Source organism: Microbacterium sp. CSI-V (genome assembly GCF_001984105.1).
Taxonomy (GTDB): Bacteria; Actinomycetota; Actinomycetes; order Actinomycetales; family Microbacteriaceae; genus Microbacterium.
In genome coordinates this window covers 39,439-54,030 of sequence record NZ_MTQM01000005.1, presented here as the reverse complement: position 1 = coordinate 54,030, position 14,592 = coordinate 39,439, and the positions used below count along the sequence as shown (strand labels likewise).

The window sequence follows — 14,592 nt, the reverse complement described above, 5'->3', positions numbered from 1 at the left end:
CCGTCCGCGCGGTGCCGGGACGGGTGCGGGCGTCACCTCCTTCACGCATAAACGCGATCCACGACCATAAACGCGGTGAGCACGCGTTTATGCACGCGGATCGCGTTTATGCGTGGGGTGGAACACGGCGCGGCGGGGGACGGCCCCGCCCGGCGCGGCTCGGGACAGGGGAAGGGCCCCGGATGCCGTGGCATCCGGGGCCCGTGTCGAGCGAGAGGCTCAGCCGAGGAGCGGGACCGCCCCGACCAGCACGCCGACGGCGAGCATCACGAGCGACACGATCGTCGCTCGCCACAGCACCTTCTTGTGGTGGTCGCCGAGGTTGACGCCGGCGAGCGAGACCAGCAGCAGGATCGCGGGGACCAGCGGGCTCTGCAGGTGGACCGGCTGGCCCGTGATCGAGGCGCGGGCCATCTCGACCGGGGTGATGCCGTAGTTCGCGGCGCTCTCGGCCAGCACCGGCAGGATGCCGAAGTAGAACGCGTCGTTCGACATGAAGAACGTGAACGGGATCGACAGCACGCCCGTGATGACGGCGAGGAACGGCCCCATCGAGGACGGGATCACCTGGGTGATCCAGGCGGCCATCGCCGTGACCATCCCGGTGCCGTTGAGCACGCCCACCAGGACGCCGGCGGCCAGCACCATCGAGACGACACCGACGATGCTCGGGGCGTGGGCGACGATCTCGTCGGCCTGTCCGCGCAGCTTCGGGAAGTTGACGATGAGCGCGAGCGCCGCACCGACCATGAACACGAACGCCAGCGGGAAGAGGTCGAGCACCAGCAGCACCATCACGGCCACGGTCAGTGCGAGGTTGAACCAGATGAGCTTCGGGCGGAGCGTAGCGCGGTTCGGGTCGAGCATCGTGTCGGCCATCGCGGTGTCGGCCGCCTGGACCAGTTCGGGGGCGGCGACGGCACCGCGTCCTCCGCGGACGGTGACGATGTTGCCGGTGCGCAGCGACGCGAGCGCGCCGGGCTTCGACTCGGCGCCGCGGAACAGCTTCGGAGCGCCCAGGCGGCCGAAGACACCGGGGGTGTCGAGCTTGGAGGTGTCGACGGAGCCGGCGAGACGCTTGCGCTCCGACAGGCCCAGGAACCACGCGAACGCGAGCGCGACGACCAGACCGGCGAGCAGCGAGGGGAGCATCGGCACGAAGACGTCGGTGGGCTGCAGGCCGAGGGCGGTGGCCGCGCGGACCGTGGGGCCACCCCACGGGACGATGTTGAGCGTGCCGTTCATCAGGCCCGCGACGCACGTGAGGACGACCGGGCTCATGCCCAGGCGCAGGTAGATCGGCAGCATCGCCGAGGTGGTGATGATGAAGGTCGTCGAGCCGTCGCCGTCGAGCGAGACGGCGCCGGCGAGGATCGCCGTGCCGAGCACGACCTTGGCGGGGTCGTCGCCGAGGAAGCGCGTGATCACGCGGATCAGCGGATCGAACAGGCCGACGTCGATCATGATGCCGAAGTACATGATCGCGAACAGCAGCAGCGCGGCGGTCGGCGCCATCTTGCCGATCGCGTCGATCACCATGTCGCCGAGGCCGAACCCGGCGCCCGCGATCAGACCGAAGATCGTCGGCACCACGATCAGCGCCACCATCGGTGTGAGTCGCCGCGTCATGATCAGCGCCATGAACGACAGCACCATGAGGAAGCCGAGAGCCACGAGCACGCCGTCCGCGGGCGTGTACGCCACGGCGTAGTCGGCTGTCTCGGCCGTGAGGATGTGGGGGGTCATCGCGACTCCTTCGTCGTGAATGCCGGCACGCGGTGCGCCGGGGAATGGGCCGAGGCTACGGATCGCGGTGCCGCGGCGCGCGCTTGCTCGCATTGAGCGGCGTTGTGCGCGTAGCGTGTGTTCTGCGCATTTCGCGCACGACGGCGTCCGGAGGTGTCATGCGATTCGCCACCCGGATGCTCCTCGTGCAGATCGCCACGATGGTGGCCGTCGTCGCCGTGTGCACCGCGGTGTTCGCGTGGCTCGGCATCCAACAGCTCCGTGCCGAAGCCGATTCGTCCGCCCTCAACATCGCCCGGTCCGTCGCCGAAGCACCCGAGGTCCGCGAGCTCGTCGCGGAGTACTCGGCCGACCCGGGGACTCCGGATGCCGCGTCCCTGCGCGGCGGGACGCTCGAGCGCTACGCCTCCGACGTCACCGCGCGGACAGAGGGCCTGTTCGTCGTGATCACCGACGACCATGGCATCCGTCTCGCCCATCCCGACCCCGACCGGCTCGGCGAGGTGGTGAGCACGAGCTTCACGGACGCGCTCGCCGGACGCGAGGTCGTCACGTGGGAGACCGGGACGCTCGGCGAATCCGCGCGCGCCAAGGTGCCGGTGTACCCGCCCAGGGGAGGCGACCCGGTGGGCGAGGTGAGCGTCGGCTTCGAGCGCGCGAGCGTGTTCGACGACCTGCCCGCGCTGCTGATCGGCATCGGCATCGCGGTGGTCGTGGCCGTGGGCCTCGGCGTCGCAGTGGCGCTCCTCATGCGCCGACGCCTCGAACGGGTCACGCTCGGCGTGCAGCCCGAGGAGCTCGTCGCCCTCGTCCAGACGCAGACGGCGGTGCTGGAGAGCGCCGACGAGGGCGTCGTGGCCATCGACGACACCGGCGTCGTGCGCGTGTGCACGACGACGGCCGAGACCCTGCTCGGGGTGTCCGGCGCGGTCGGGCGCCGCCTCGACGAGCTCGCTCTGCCGGTCGCCGTGGCATCCGCGCTCGCCGGATCCGGGGCCCCGAGCGGGATGCCGATCGGCGAACGCGTCGTGTTCGTCGACGTCCGGCCGGTCCGGCGCGGGACGCGGACGCTCGGCCGCGTCGCCGTGCTGCGCGATCGCACCGACGTCCTGGCGCTGTCCGACCGGCTCGACAGCGTCCGCGCACTCGGCGACGCGCTGCGGGTGCAGCGCCACGAGAACGCCAATCGCGTGCACGCCGCCGTCGGGCTGCTCGACGCCGGACGGACGGCGGAGGCGCGCGCATTCCTCGCCGACCTCGTCGATCGGGGCTCGGTCGACTGGGCCGTGCCCGGGCTCGACCTCGTCGGCGACGCGATGCTGGGTTCGTTCCTGGGGGCGAAGGGACTGTCGGCGCGCGAACGCGGGGTGACGCTCCGGGTGTCGGAGGACACGTGGCTCCCCTCGACCGTCGCCGACGTGGAGGACGTCGTCGCCGTGCTCGGCAACCTGGTCGACAACGCCGTGAGCGCGGCGGCATCCGGGGGCGAGCCCCGCGAGGTCGAGGTCGCGGTGCTGGGCGACGGCGCCGACGTCGTGCTCACGGTGGCCGACACCGGCGGCGGGATCGCCGACGTGGACGCCGCCTTCGCCCCGCGCGAGCGCACCGACGATCCGGCCGCCGTGCACGGACTCGGTGTTGGGCTGCCGTTGTCGCGGGAGTTCGCCCGGCGCCGCGGCGGAGACGTCTGGATCGTGGATGCCGGAGGCGCGGGACGCGGTGCCGTGGTCGCCGCGCGACTGCCCGGCGTGCTGCACGTCGGCACCGAGGAGGAGAGATGACCGATATCCGCGTGCTCGTCGTCGACGACGACTTCCGGGTGGCAGGCCTCCACCGCGACGCCGTCGACGCGCGTCCCGGCTTCGCCGCCCTGGAACCGGCGCGCACGGTCGGGGAGGCGCGGGCGGCGATCGCCGCGCACGCCCCCGATCTGCTGCTCGCCGACGTGTACCTGCCCGACGGCGACGGGATCGAACTGGTCCGCTCGGTCGGCCTCGACGCCTTCGTGCTGTCGGCGGCGACGGATGCCGCGACCGTGCGGCGCGCGTTCACGGCCGGGGCGCTGGCGTTCCTCGTGAAGCCGTTCGACACGCGCGTGCTCGCCGAACGCCTCGACCGGTACGCGCGTTACCGGAACCTGCTGGCGTCCTCTCGGCCGCTGACCCAGGACGACGTCGACCGCGCGGCCGCCGTCATGCGGGGGGAGCGCGACGGCGCCTCGCTCGCCCGCTCGGCGACCGAGCAGACGGTGCTCGCGGCCCTGGGTGACGACGAGGCGTCGGCGTCGGAGGTCGCGGAGCGCATCGGCGTGTCCCGGGCGACCGCGCAGCGCCACCTCACCGCTCTGGCCGAGCGGGGTCTCGTCTCGGTCGGCCTCCGCTACGGCTCGACGGGGCGCCCCGAGCACCGCTTCCGGAGCGGCGGCTGAGTCGCCCGGCTCCGGCATCCGGTTGCCCACGCGGCGGGTCACTGGCATCCCATGTCCCACTTGTTGCTGGTCGGCGGGGCTCTGAGCAGCTTCTTCTGGGACGCGCAATGCCACAAGTGGGACGAGGGGTGTCAGCGCTCCAGCACCGCCCAGCCCCGGGGCGGGAGTTCCACCCTCGCGTCGGCGAGCATCGCGTCGCCCGCCACTACGGCGGCTGCGTCGGCGGCGGGCAGCGACGCGGGGGAGCCGCCGATGTTCAGCGCGACGATGACCGCCTCGGCATCCACGGCGGTGCGGAGCACCAGGGTGGCGTTCGTGACCTCGACGACGTCGGTGCGGGCGCGCCAGAGCCACGGATGCCGCCGGCGCAGGGCGACGAGCGCGCGATGCGCGTCGAGGATGCGCTCGTCGACGTCGGTCACGTCCGCCGGGGTGGCCGGGAACTCCGGCCGCACCGCGTCGTCACCGCCCTCGCGCTCCTCCTTCACCGCGGTCCAGCCGAACTCGTCGCCCGCGTAGACCGACGGGGTGCCGCCCACCGTGAACAGCACGGCGAGAGCGTGCGGGACGAGGTCGGGCCCGACCGCCGAGGCGATCCGCGTGACGTCGTGGTTGCCGACGAACGTCTGCGGCACGAAGGTCGCGAGCAGCTCGTCGTGGCGCTCGATCGCGTGACTCAGCTCGAAGAAATTGCCATCGGCGATGCCGTGCCAGATGCCCTGCCACAGCTCGTACTGGGTCAGCGAGTCCATCGTCGACGCGTGCACGATCGCGGGGGCATCGCCGTGGATCACCTCGCCGAGGAACCACGCCTCGGGGAAGCGCTCGCGCACGCGGGGGAGCACCCGCGCCCAGAACTGCGGCGGCACCGCGTAGGCGGCATCCAGTCTCCACCCGTCGATCCCGCGCGCGAGCCAGTGGCACATGACGTCGACCACGAGATCGGCGGTCGCGTCGGAGGAGTGGTCGAGGGCGACGAGGGCACCGTGCCCCTCGAAGACCTCGGGCTCGAACCGCCCGGCGACCCGGGTGCCGCGGAAGAGCGTGGCGTCCCCGCCCGCGAGCACGGCCTGGAACGCCGGATGTCCCCGCCCGACATGATTGAACACGCCGTCGAGGAGGACCCGGATGCCGCGCTCCCGGGACGCTGCCAGCAGTCGGTCGAGGTCGGCGTCGTCGCCCAGCCTCGGGTCGACGCGGAAGTGATCGACGGTGTCGTACCCGTGCGTCTCCGACGCGAAGATCGGCCCCAGTAGCAGGCCGTTCAGACCGAGCTCGATGACGTGGTCGAGCCACGGCTCGATGCGCTCGAGGCGGTGCACCGGTTCCGCGTCGGGGTCGACGCCGTCGCGGATCGGCGCGCCCACGAACCCGAGCGGGTAGAGGTGCCACCAGAGGACGTGCGAGGGCCAGTCGGGCATGCCCCGAGGCTATCCGCCGGTGTTCCGCCCGGCCACGGGTTGCGCCCGCGCACCGGTTGCGTGAGTCGCCAAGAATTGTCGCCTGTGCCGTCGCGGAAGCGACGGATTCTGGCGACTCACGCTCGAGACGCGGGGCTCAGGCCCGCGCGCGCTCGCCGGGGAGGGCGAAGGGCGCGAGGTCGATCGCGCGGGAGCGCGTGGACTCGAGGGCCGCGGCGACGGCGCCGACCGACACGATGTCCGCGCCGAGCGGGGACGCGACGATCTCGGGCGGCGGCAGGTGCAGCGCGGCGGGGAGGGCCTGGGCCGCGGCGGCGATGATCGGGCCCGCGCCGGCGGCGATCGCGCCCGAGATCACGACCCGGCGGACGTCGAACAGGCTGCCGAGGAGCCCCGTCACGATCGCGAGCTGGCCGCCGACCTCGGCTGCGACGGCCAGGGCTCCCGGGTCGCCCGCGGCGGCGAGGTCGAGCACGGTCTTGGCATCCAGGTCGTCGTCCGGCACATCGGCCAGCGCGCTGCCGGCGGGCAGGGTGCCCGCGGCGATCGCCGCCCGCGCGGCGTCGACGCACCGCGGCGCGAGGCCGTACGCGCTGCCGACGCCCTCGACCCGGTCGAAGGCGACCGTCTCTCCGGCTCCGCCGTGCGCGCCGCGGAGGAGGCGCCCGTCGAGCCACAGCCCGGCACCGAACCGCTCGCCCGCGAGGAGGGCGACGAAGTCGTCGTAGCCGACGGCGGCGCCCTGCGCGTGCTCGGCGACCGCGGCGAGCGAGGCGTCGTTCTCGACCCGGACGACCGGAGCCCACGAGGCGAAGGTGTCGACGAAGTCGGGGTTCATGCGCTGCCAGAAGCCGTCGTGGTGCGCGGGGGAGCGGCCCGCGCGATCGACGGGGGCGGGCACGCCGAGGCATATCGCGACGAGATCGTCGCGCGAGGCGCGCGCCCGGGTCAGGGTGGCGTCGACCACCTTCTCGGCGGCGCGGCGGCGGCGCTCGGGCGAATCCCGCTCCGGGTCGATCGACAGCCGCGAGGTCGCGACAGGCACCCCGCGGAGGTCGGCGACGGTCGCCGTGACGTGTCCGCGGCCGGCATCCACGCCGACGACGAGTCCGGCGTCGGCGCGGAGCGCGAAGCGGCGCGCCGGTCGTCCCTTGGAGTACTCGCCCACGGCCCGGGCGTTCGGCATCTCGATCAGCAGCCCGCGGGCGACCAGCTCGTCGAGCACGTCGATCGTCGTCGACCGGGTCAGTGCGACCGCGGCCATGACGTCGCTCGCCGTGAATGCCTCGGCGTCCCACGCATAGGCGAGCACGGCGTCGAGGCTGTGGCGGCGGAGCGAGGGAACCGAGGGTGTGGCATCCGTCATCGGATCTTGACCCCCTTCGTGTCTCCTGCAATACTGCCCTCAACACATTGATTTGACGAGTAGATTTAATCTACGATTCAAAATCGCAAGGATGCGAGGAGGACACGTGTCGAGGAAGACGGCGACGGTGCGACGAGCAGTCGCGGCGCTGACGGTGACGGGCCTGGCGGCGGCGATGCTCGCCGGCTGCTCCGCCGACGGGCGCGAGACGATCCGCTTCACCTTCAGCAAACGCGAGGCCCTCGCGTTCATGAACCAGGTGGTCTCCGACTACAACGCGTCGCAGGACGAGGTGCGCGTCGAGATGGACGCCTCGGGCGTCGACGTCGTCTCGGCGAGCTTCGTCCGCGGCAATCCGCCCGACATCATGCTCGCGAACTACAACTACGAGGTCGCGCGGTTCGTGCAGCGGTGCGCGTTGACCGACCTCTCCGGCACGGCCGCCGCCGCCACTGTTCGCGACGACCTGCAGCCCCTCATGGACCAGTACGGCTCGTGCGCCGGGCGCACCAGCGCGCTGCCCTACTCGGTCATGGCATCGTCGGTGATCTACAACAAGGAGATCTTCGATCGGCTCGGGCTCTCGGTCCCGACGACGTGGGACGAACTGATCCAGACCGCCGAAACGCTGAAGGCCGACGGTGTCACGCCGTTCTACGGCACCTTCAAGGACGACTGGACCATCGGCCAGGGCTGGTACGACTACGCCGTGGGCGGATCGATGAATGTCCTCGACTTCTTCGACGGACTCGCCGCCGAGGGCGACGGCGTCGGCCCCGACTCCGCGGTGTCGTTCCAGAAGGACCTCGCCGAGCCCATGCAGCGCATGACCGAGCTGTCCTCGACCTACACCAACCCGGATGCCGCCAGCCGCGGCTACGGCGACGGAAACCTCGCCTTCGCGCAGGGGCAGGCCGCGATGTACCTGCAGGGGCCGTGGGCGCTCGGCGAGATCGCCAAGACGTCGCCCGATCTCGCGGTCGGCACCTTTCCGCTCCCGATGACGAACGACCCGGACGACCTCGCGGTGCGCGTCAACATGGACCTCGCGGCCATGATCCCCGAGGGATCGAAGCACCAGGATGCCGCACGCGACTTCCTCGAGTACCTGTACCAGCCGCAGATCATCGAGGCGTACAACGAGTCGCAGCTCGGGTTCGCGCCCACCACGGACGCTCCCGCCCCCAGCGACCCGCGTGTAGCGGGGATGATCCCGTACTACGACGAAGGGCGCATCTACCAGGGCGCGTCGGTGCTGGTGCCCAAGACCATCCCGGTCTTCAGCTACGCGCAGGCCATGATCCTGGGGGCCTCGACCGAGGGGACCCTCGGCACCCTCGATCAGGACTGGTCGCGCCTGGCGTTCCGCCAGCCCGTCGCCTCGACCACCGAGTCCGCCGCCGAAGGAGCCGCGCGATGACCACCACCACCACGATCGTCACCGGCGGGAAGACGGCCGCGCGCCGCAGCACCCGCCGCGTGGAACCGATCTACTACCTGTTCCTGCTGCCCACCCTCGCGCTGTTCACCCTCGCGATCACGCTGCCGGGCATCGTCGGCATCTTCTTCAGCTTCACCGACTCGATCGGCATCGGGCAGTGGAACTTCGTCGGGCTGACGAACTACATCGCGCTCTTCAGCGACCCGGCGATCCTGCAGGCCTACCTGTTCACCTTCGGGTTCTCGGTGGCGACGGTCATCGTCGTCAACATCGCGGCGTTCCTGCTCGCGGTCGGCCTCACCGCGCAGATCCGCTTCAAGAAGGCGCTGCGCACCGTCTTCGTCATCCCGATGGTGATCTCGGGCATCATCATCGCCTACGTCTTCAACTTCCTCTTCAGCAACTCCCTCCCGCAGGCCGGAACCGCCCTCGGCATCCCGTGGCTGGAGACGTCGCTGCTGGCGAACCCCGACCTCGCGTGGCTCGCGATCGTGATCGTGACCGCCTGGCAGGCCATCCCCGGCACGCTGCTCATCTACATCGCGGGGCTGCTGTCGGTGCCCGGCGACGTGTACGAAGCGGCGGGCCTGGACGGCGCGACCAAGACGCAGCAGCTTCTGCGGATCACCCTGCCGCTCGTCGCCGGCTATGTCGTCATCAACGTCATCCTCGGCTTCAAGGGCTTCCTCAACGCCTACGACATCATCGTGGGTCTGACCAACGGCGGGCCCGGCACCTCGACCCGCAGCGTGGCGATGTCGATCATCCTCGGCTTCAACGGCGGCGACTACGCCTACCAGATGGCCAACGCGGCCCTCTTCTTCCTCGTCGCCGTCGCCATCTCGCTGCTCCAGCTCTCGCTCACCCGGGGAAGGAACACCCTCTCATGACCGCCGTGAACCAGCCCGCGCTCGCCTTCGAGCAGGCAGAGCTCTCCGTCCCCTCGCGTCGACGCACCGGCATCCGGCGGGTGGGTACCGAACGCATCAACTGGTCGGCGACCACCGTCCTGATCCTGTGCGCCGTCACGGTGCTCCTGCCCCTGTACGTCTCGATCACGATGGCGGTGAAGACCGGGGCGCAGGTCGTCGACGGCAACGCCTTCTCGTTCCCTTCGCCGATCAGCTTCGACGGGTTCGTGCAGGCCTGGACGCTGACGAAGTTCCCCGTGGGCCTGGCGATCTCGTTCCTGGTGACGGCCGGGACGGTCGCCGCCACCATCGTCCTCGCGGCCTTCGCGTCGTACGCGATCGCCCGCAACTGGGACCGGAAGCTCTTCCGGTACTCGTTCTTCTACCTGCTCGCGGCGATGTTCATCCCGTTCCCCGTGGTCGCTCTGCCGCAGATCCAGCTCACCGGCCGCCTCGGGCTCGACAACCCGTTCGGCGTGATCATCCTCGCCACGATGTTCCAGCTGAGCTTCAGCGTGCTGCTGTTCACCGCGTTCCTGCGCTCCATCCCGCTCGAGCTCGAGGAGAGCGCGCGCATCGACGGCGCGACGACCTGGCAGACGTTCTGGCGGCTCATCTTTCCGCTCCTCGCCCCGATGAGCGCGACCGTCGGCATCTTCGCGTTCCTGTACGCCTGGAACGACTTCATGATGCCCTCGCTCATCATCAGCGATCCGGCCTTGCAGACGCTGCCCGTGCGCCAGAACCTGTTCCAGACGCAGTTCAGCAACAACTACAACGTCGCCTTCGCCTCGTACCTCATGGCCATGGCTCCCGCGATCGTCGCCTACCTCTTCACCCAGCGATGGGTGATGGCCGGCGTCACGCAGGGCGCCGTCAAGGGCTGACCGACCCCCCCACCCCCGAAAGGACCCCTTCGTGACCACCGCCGCACACTCCGTGCACGCCCGCGAGCTCTCCGACGCCCCCGACTGGTGGCGCCAGGCCGTGGTGTACCAGGTGTATCCCCGCAGCTTTTCCGACAGCAACGGCGACGGCCTCGGCGACATCCCCGGCATCACCTCGCGGGTGCCGTACCTGGCCGAACTGGGCGTGGATGCCGTCTGGCTCAGCCCCTTCTACCCCTCGGCGCTCGCCGACGGAGGGTACGACGTCGCCGACTACCGCGACGTCGACCCGCGCCTGGGGACCCTCGCCGACATGGACGAGCTCATCGCGCAGCTGCACGCCCATGGCATCCGCGTCGTGGTCGACATCGTGCCGAACCACACGTCCAACGACCACGCCTGGTTCCAGGAGGCGCTCGCCGCCGGTCGCGGCTCCGCCGAGCGCGACCGCTACATCTTCCGCGAGGGCACGGGTCCCGACGGCTCCGAGCCGCCGACGGACTGGCAGTCGGTGTTCGGCGGCTCCGCGTGGGAGCGCGTCGCCGACGGTCAGTGGTACTTCCACAACTTCGACGTGTCGCAGCCCGACCTCAACTGGGCGAACCCCGAGGTGCGGGCCGACTTCGTGAAGACCCTGCGCTTCTGGAGCGACCGGGGCGTCGACGGGTTCCGCATCGACGTCGCGCACATGCTGACCAAGGACCTCAGCGAGCCGCTGCCCTCGGCCGCCGAGCTCGCCGCGATGCCGCAGGACGGGACCCACCCCCTCCTCGACCGCGACGACGTGCACGAGGTGTACGCCGAGTGGCGCGCGGTGTTCAACTCCTACGACCCGCCCCGCACCGCCGTCGCCGAGGCGTGGGTGCACCCCTCGCGCGTGCCGCTGTACGCGAGCATCGAAAGCCTGGGGCAGTCGTTCAACTTCGACCTGCTCGAGGCCGACTTCGACGCGGGCCAGTTCCGTCGCATCGTCGCCGACAACCTCGCGCTCGCCGCCGAGTCGGGGTCGTCGACGACGTGGGTGCTGTCGAACCACGACGTCGTCCGCCACGCCACGCGTTACGGCCTGCCCGACGCGGAGCGCACCGAGGACGGCCGTCCGACGCGCAAGCACGGCAACGAGTGGCTGCTCTCCGGCGGCACCTCGCCCGCGCTCGACACCGCGCGGGGAGAACGCCGCGCCCGGGCCGCTGCGCTGTTCGTGCTGGGGCTGCCGGGCTCGGCGTACCTGTACCAGGGCGAGGAGCTCGGCCTGCACGAGGTCGCCGAGATCCCCGAGGCCGCCCGCCAGGACCCGACGTTCTTCCGCAGCCCGGGCGTCGACATCGGGCGCGACGGATGCCGCGTCCCGCTGCCCTGGGCGGCCTCCGACACCGCGTTCGGTTTCGGTGGGGGCGGGGCGCACCTGCCGCAGCCGGAATGGTTCGCGACCTACGCCGTCGACCGCCAGGACGGCGATCCCGCCTCGACGCTGTCGCTCTACCGCCGCGCGCTCGACCTCCGGCACGACCTGCAGACCGCCGAGGAGCTGGAGTGGCTCGACCTCGGCCGCGACGACGTGGTGGCCTTCGCCCGCCCCGACGGCTGGACCGTGGTGACGACCTTCGGCACCGAGCCGGTGGAGCTCCCCGCGGGCGAGGTGCTGCTGTCGAGCGCTCCCGTCGAGTCGGGGGCGCTCCCCGGCGAGGCGACGGCCTGGCTGCGCGTGTAGCTCGCGGCATCCATCCCGCTTGAGTGTCCAAGACACGCCGCATCGCGCAGAGCGCATACGGCGTGTCTTGGACACTGGGCGTTTGCGGCGGCGCGGCGTGGCGCGGCGACGCCGGGGACCGCGGCGTCAGGGGAGGGACGCGCGGATCACCACGGGCATCTCCACCAGGTGCTCGCCGGGGGGAGGGCCGTCGGGGGCGAGCAGCAGCTCGACCGCGCGCCGCCCCATCGCCTCGTGCGGAAGGCCGATCGTGGTGAGGCCGGGGCGGAGGTACGCCGCCAGCTCGTCGTTGTCGAACGAGACCAGTGCCACGTCGTCGGGCACCCGGAGCTCCGCTTCGCCGAGAGCCTGCGAGGCGCCGAACGCGAGACGGTCGTTGAGGCACACGATCGCGCGCGGAGGCGGACCGGATGCCAGCACCCGCGCCGTGACGTCGTGCCCGTGGTCGGGCTCCCAGAGCCAGATCGACTCCTCGCGGGAGAACCTCATGCCCTCGCGCGCCATCGTGTCGTAGATCCCGCGCACCCGCGCGGCGACGGTCGCCGAGCGGAACAGGTCGCGCTCGGCGTCGGCGTCGTAGCCGAGCAGCAGGATGTCGTCGCGGATGCCGGCATCCCGAAGCAGTTCGATCGCCCGCTGTCCGCCGGTCTCCTCGTCGGGCAGCACGCTGCAGACGTGCGTCTCGCTGGTGGCGTTCAGCATCACCGCCCGCACGCTCGAGGGGATCGGCGGGACGAGGATCTCGCGCGCGCGCATCGAGGCGAAGATCACCCCGTCGACCTGCCGGTCCAGCAGCGCCGAGACGGCCTCGGCCTCGCGTTCGCGCTCGCCGCCCGTCTCGGCGACGAGCACGACGTGGCCGGCGGCCTCGGCGGCGCCGAGCGCGCCCTTGATGAGGCCGCTGGCGAAGCGGGTGGTGGCGACGAGGTCGGAGACGAAGCCGATCGTGTGCGAGGTGCTCGTGCGCAGAGCCCGCGCCGCGACGTTGGGGCGGTACCCCAGTTCCGCGGCCGCGGCGAGGACGCGGTCGTGGGCGTCGCGGGAGAGTCGGGTGTCGGGGCGACCGTTGAGGATCATGGATGCCGCGGAGGGGGAGAGCCCGGCGAGACGTGCGACATCGGTCAGCGTGACGCGCTTGACCATCCGCACCTCCTCGGTCATCGGCTCCCGCGCCGACGGTAACGATCTTGACAGTGAATCTTGACAGGGCCGGGATCGTCTGAGTAAATATCCCTGCTAAATCCTTTCAGCACTGTACCGCAGCAAGGATCGCACCAGAAGACCCGCATCCTGGGTACCCGCAGCACTGACGAAGGAGTCGACATGTCCACCCGTACCCCGCGCACGCGCACCCGTCGCGTCGCGCCCCTCGCGCTCGCGGCGATCGCCGGGCTCACCGGCGCTCTGCTGGCCGGCTGCGCTCCCGGCGCTGCGGCACCGCAGACCGCCGCCGCCACCGACGTGAGCACCGAACTCACCAGCGACCCGGTCCAGCTGACGATCGCCGACGAGACCGGATTCCCCGTCACCGACAAGCTGACCGAGGAGTTCACCAAGCAGCACCCGAACGTGACGTTCAACATCACCCGCGACACGTTCCAGAACCTCACGGCCAATGCCCCCAAGCTCCTCGCGAGCGACACCCCGCCCGACCTGATCCGCCTCCCCACGCTCGGAGATACGGTCAAGGACGGCCTCGTTGCCAACCTCGACCCGTACTTCGACGCGTACGGCTGGGACGCCTGGCCGGCATCGCAGCTCGCGCCGCTGCGCATGAGCGAGGACGGCATCCGCGGCTCGGGCTCGCTGTACCAGCTCGGCCTCGGCTACAGCATCACCGGCATCTACATGAACGACACCCTGGCCTCGCAGCTGGGCATCACCGCCCCGCCGCAGACCCTCGCCGAGCTCGAGGCCGACATGGCCAAGGCGAAGGCCGCCGGCATCCTGCCGATCATGGCCGGCGACAAGGACGGCGTGGTGAACTTCGTGGTCCAGGCCGCGATGAACCAGTACGTCGACAAGGACCAGTTCCTGTCGTGGATGTTCAACGAGCCGGGTGCGCGCTACGACGAGCCGGGCAACGTCCAGGGCGCGGAGCTCGTTCGCAAGTGGGCGGATGCCGGGTACTTCCCGTCCGACATCAACGCGATCGACTACTTCACCTTCACGAGCCGCTTCTCCGCGGGTGAGGGTCTGTTCACCTTCAACGGCAACTGGGAGGCCGCGAACTACCAGAAGGCGCTCGGCGACAACGTCAGCTTCTTCCTGGTGCCCCCGGCCGAAGAAGGCGCCGGTCACGTCGCGATGGGCGCGGCCAACTCGTTCTCGGTCGCAGCCAAGTCGAAGCACCTCAACGAGATCGTGTACTTCCTCAACTGGGTGCACACCGACCCGGCCGCGCGACAGATCATCGTCGACGTCACGGGCGCCTCACCCGGCGGCGACCCGAGCCTCGAGCTGCCGACCGTCCAGGCCGGCTCGCTGATCGAGAACGCTCTGGAGATGTCGGCGCAGATCGGCGCCGAGAACGGCCAGGTCGACTTCATGGCCAACACCACCGCCGGCATCTACGCGGGCTCGATCATCCCCGAGTCGCAGCTGCTGGTGACCAGCCAGATCACCGGCCAGGAGTTCGTCGACCGCGTGCAGAAGTTCTACGAGAGCGAGGTCGGCTGACC

At 70.9% G+C, this 14,592-nt stretch carries 11 protein-coding genes; 7 read left to right on the top strand and 4 right to left on the bottom strand.

Translation table 11 applies throughout. The features are described from left to right. Positions 1-219: 219 nt before the first annotated feature. Positions 220-1,746 carry a CitMHS family transporter gene (locus CSIV_RS01450; RefSeq protein WP_077049652.1) on the bottom strand — a complete coding sequence of 509 codons (1,527 nt, stop codon included), beginning with the start codon at positions 1,744-1,746 and terminating at the stop codon, positions 220-222. 158 nt (positions 1,747-1,904) lie between these two features. Here CSIV_RS01450 and CSIV_RS01445 point away from each other — a divergent pair, with 158 nt between their 5' ends. Both CSIV_RS01445 and CSIV_RS01440 read left to right on the top strand, forming a co-directional pair. Next, on the top strand, positions 1,905-3,527 hold the full coding sequence (locus CSIV_RS01445; protein WP_175627535.1) for a sensor histidine kinase: 1,623 nt from the start codon (positions 1,905-1,907) through the stop codon (positions 3,525-3,527). After that, positions 3,524-4,174: a response regulator gene (locus CSIV_RS01440; protein ID WP_077049651.1), complete on the top strand. Its 651-nt coding sequence runs from the start codon at positions 3,524-3,526 to the stop codon at positions 4,172-4,174. The genes CSIV_RS01445 and CSIV_RS01440 overlap by 4 nt, the downstream gene beginning before the upstream one ends. A 131-nt stretch (positions 4,175-4,305) precedes the next feature. Here CSIV_RS01440 and CSIV_RS01435 read toward each other — a convergent pair whose 3' ends face one another. Beyond that, positions 4,306-5,595, bottom strand: a complete 1,290-nt coding sequence (locus CSIV_RS01435) for an alpha-amylase family protein (protein ID WP_077049650.1) — start codon at positions 5,593-5,595, stop codon at positions 4,306-4,308. 136 nt (positions 5,596-5,731) lie between these two features. Then, positions 5,732-6,961 (bottom strand): ROK family protein, encoded by a 1,230-nt coding sequence (locus tag CSIV_RS01430; RefSeq protein ID WP_077049649.1) that lies wholly within the window; start codon positions 6,959-6,961, stop codon positions 5,732-5,734. Positions 6,962-7,067: 106 nt separating this feature from the next. Here CSIV_RS01430 and CSIV_RS01425 point away from each other — a divergent pair, with 106 nt between their 5' ends. The 4 genes from CSIV_RS01425 to CSIV_RS01410 are packed head-to-tail and all read left to right on the top strand — an operon-like array spanning position 7,068 to position 11,911. After that, positions 7,068-8,381, top strand: a complete 1,314-nt coding sequence (locus CSIV_RS01425; RefSeq protein ID WP_077049648.1) for an ABC transporter substrate-binding protein — start codon at positions 7,068-7,070, stop codon at positions 8,379-8,381. After that, positions 8,378-9,292 (top strand): carbohydrate ABC transporter permease, encoded by a 915-nt coding sequence (locus CSIV_RS01420; protein ID WP_077049647.1) that lies wholly within the window; start codon positions 8,378-8,380, stop codon positions 9,290-9,292. Before CSIV_RS01425 ends, CSIV_RS01420 begins: the two co-directional genes overlap by 4 nt. Next, positions 9,289-10,200, top strand: a complete 912-nt coding sequence (locus tag CSIV_RS01415) for a carbohydrate ABC transporter permease (RefSeq protein WP_077049646.1) — start codon at positions 9,289-9,291, stop codon at positions 10,198-10,200. The genes CSIV_RS01420 and CSIV_RS01415 overlap by 4 nt, the downstream gene beginning before the upstream one ends. 31 nt (positions 10,201-10,231) lie before the next feature. Further along, complete coding sequence (locus CSIV_RS01410; protein ID WP_077049645.1) at positions 10,232-11,911, top strand: glycoside hydrolase family 13 protein; 1,680 nt, start codon at positions 10,232-10,234, stop codon at positions 11,909-11,911. Between the two features lie 126 nt (positions 11,912-12,037). On the opposite strand, the gene CSIV_RS01405 is transcribed toward CSIV_RS01410, so the two are convergent. Then, positions 12,038-13,072: a LacI family DNA-binding transcriptional regulator gene (locus tag CSIV_RS01405; protein ID WP_238592316.1), complete on the bottom strand. Its 1,035-nt coding sequence runs from the start codon at positions 13,070-13,072 to the stop codon at positions 12,038-12,040. Between the two features lie 162 nt (positions 13,073-13,234). Between CSIV_RS01405 and CSIV_RS01400 the strand changes: the two genes are divergently transcribed. After that, positions 13,235-14,590, top strand: a complete 1,356-nt coding sequence (locus tag CSIV_RS01400; protein WP_077049644.1) for an ABC transporter substrate-binding protein — start codon at positions 13,235-13,237, stop codon at positions 14,588-14,590. The last annotated feature ends 2 nt before the right edge of the window (positions 14,591-14,592 follow it).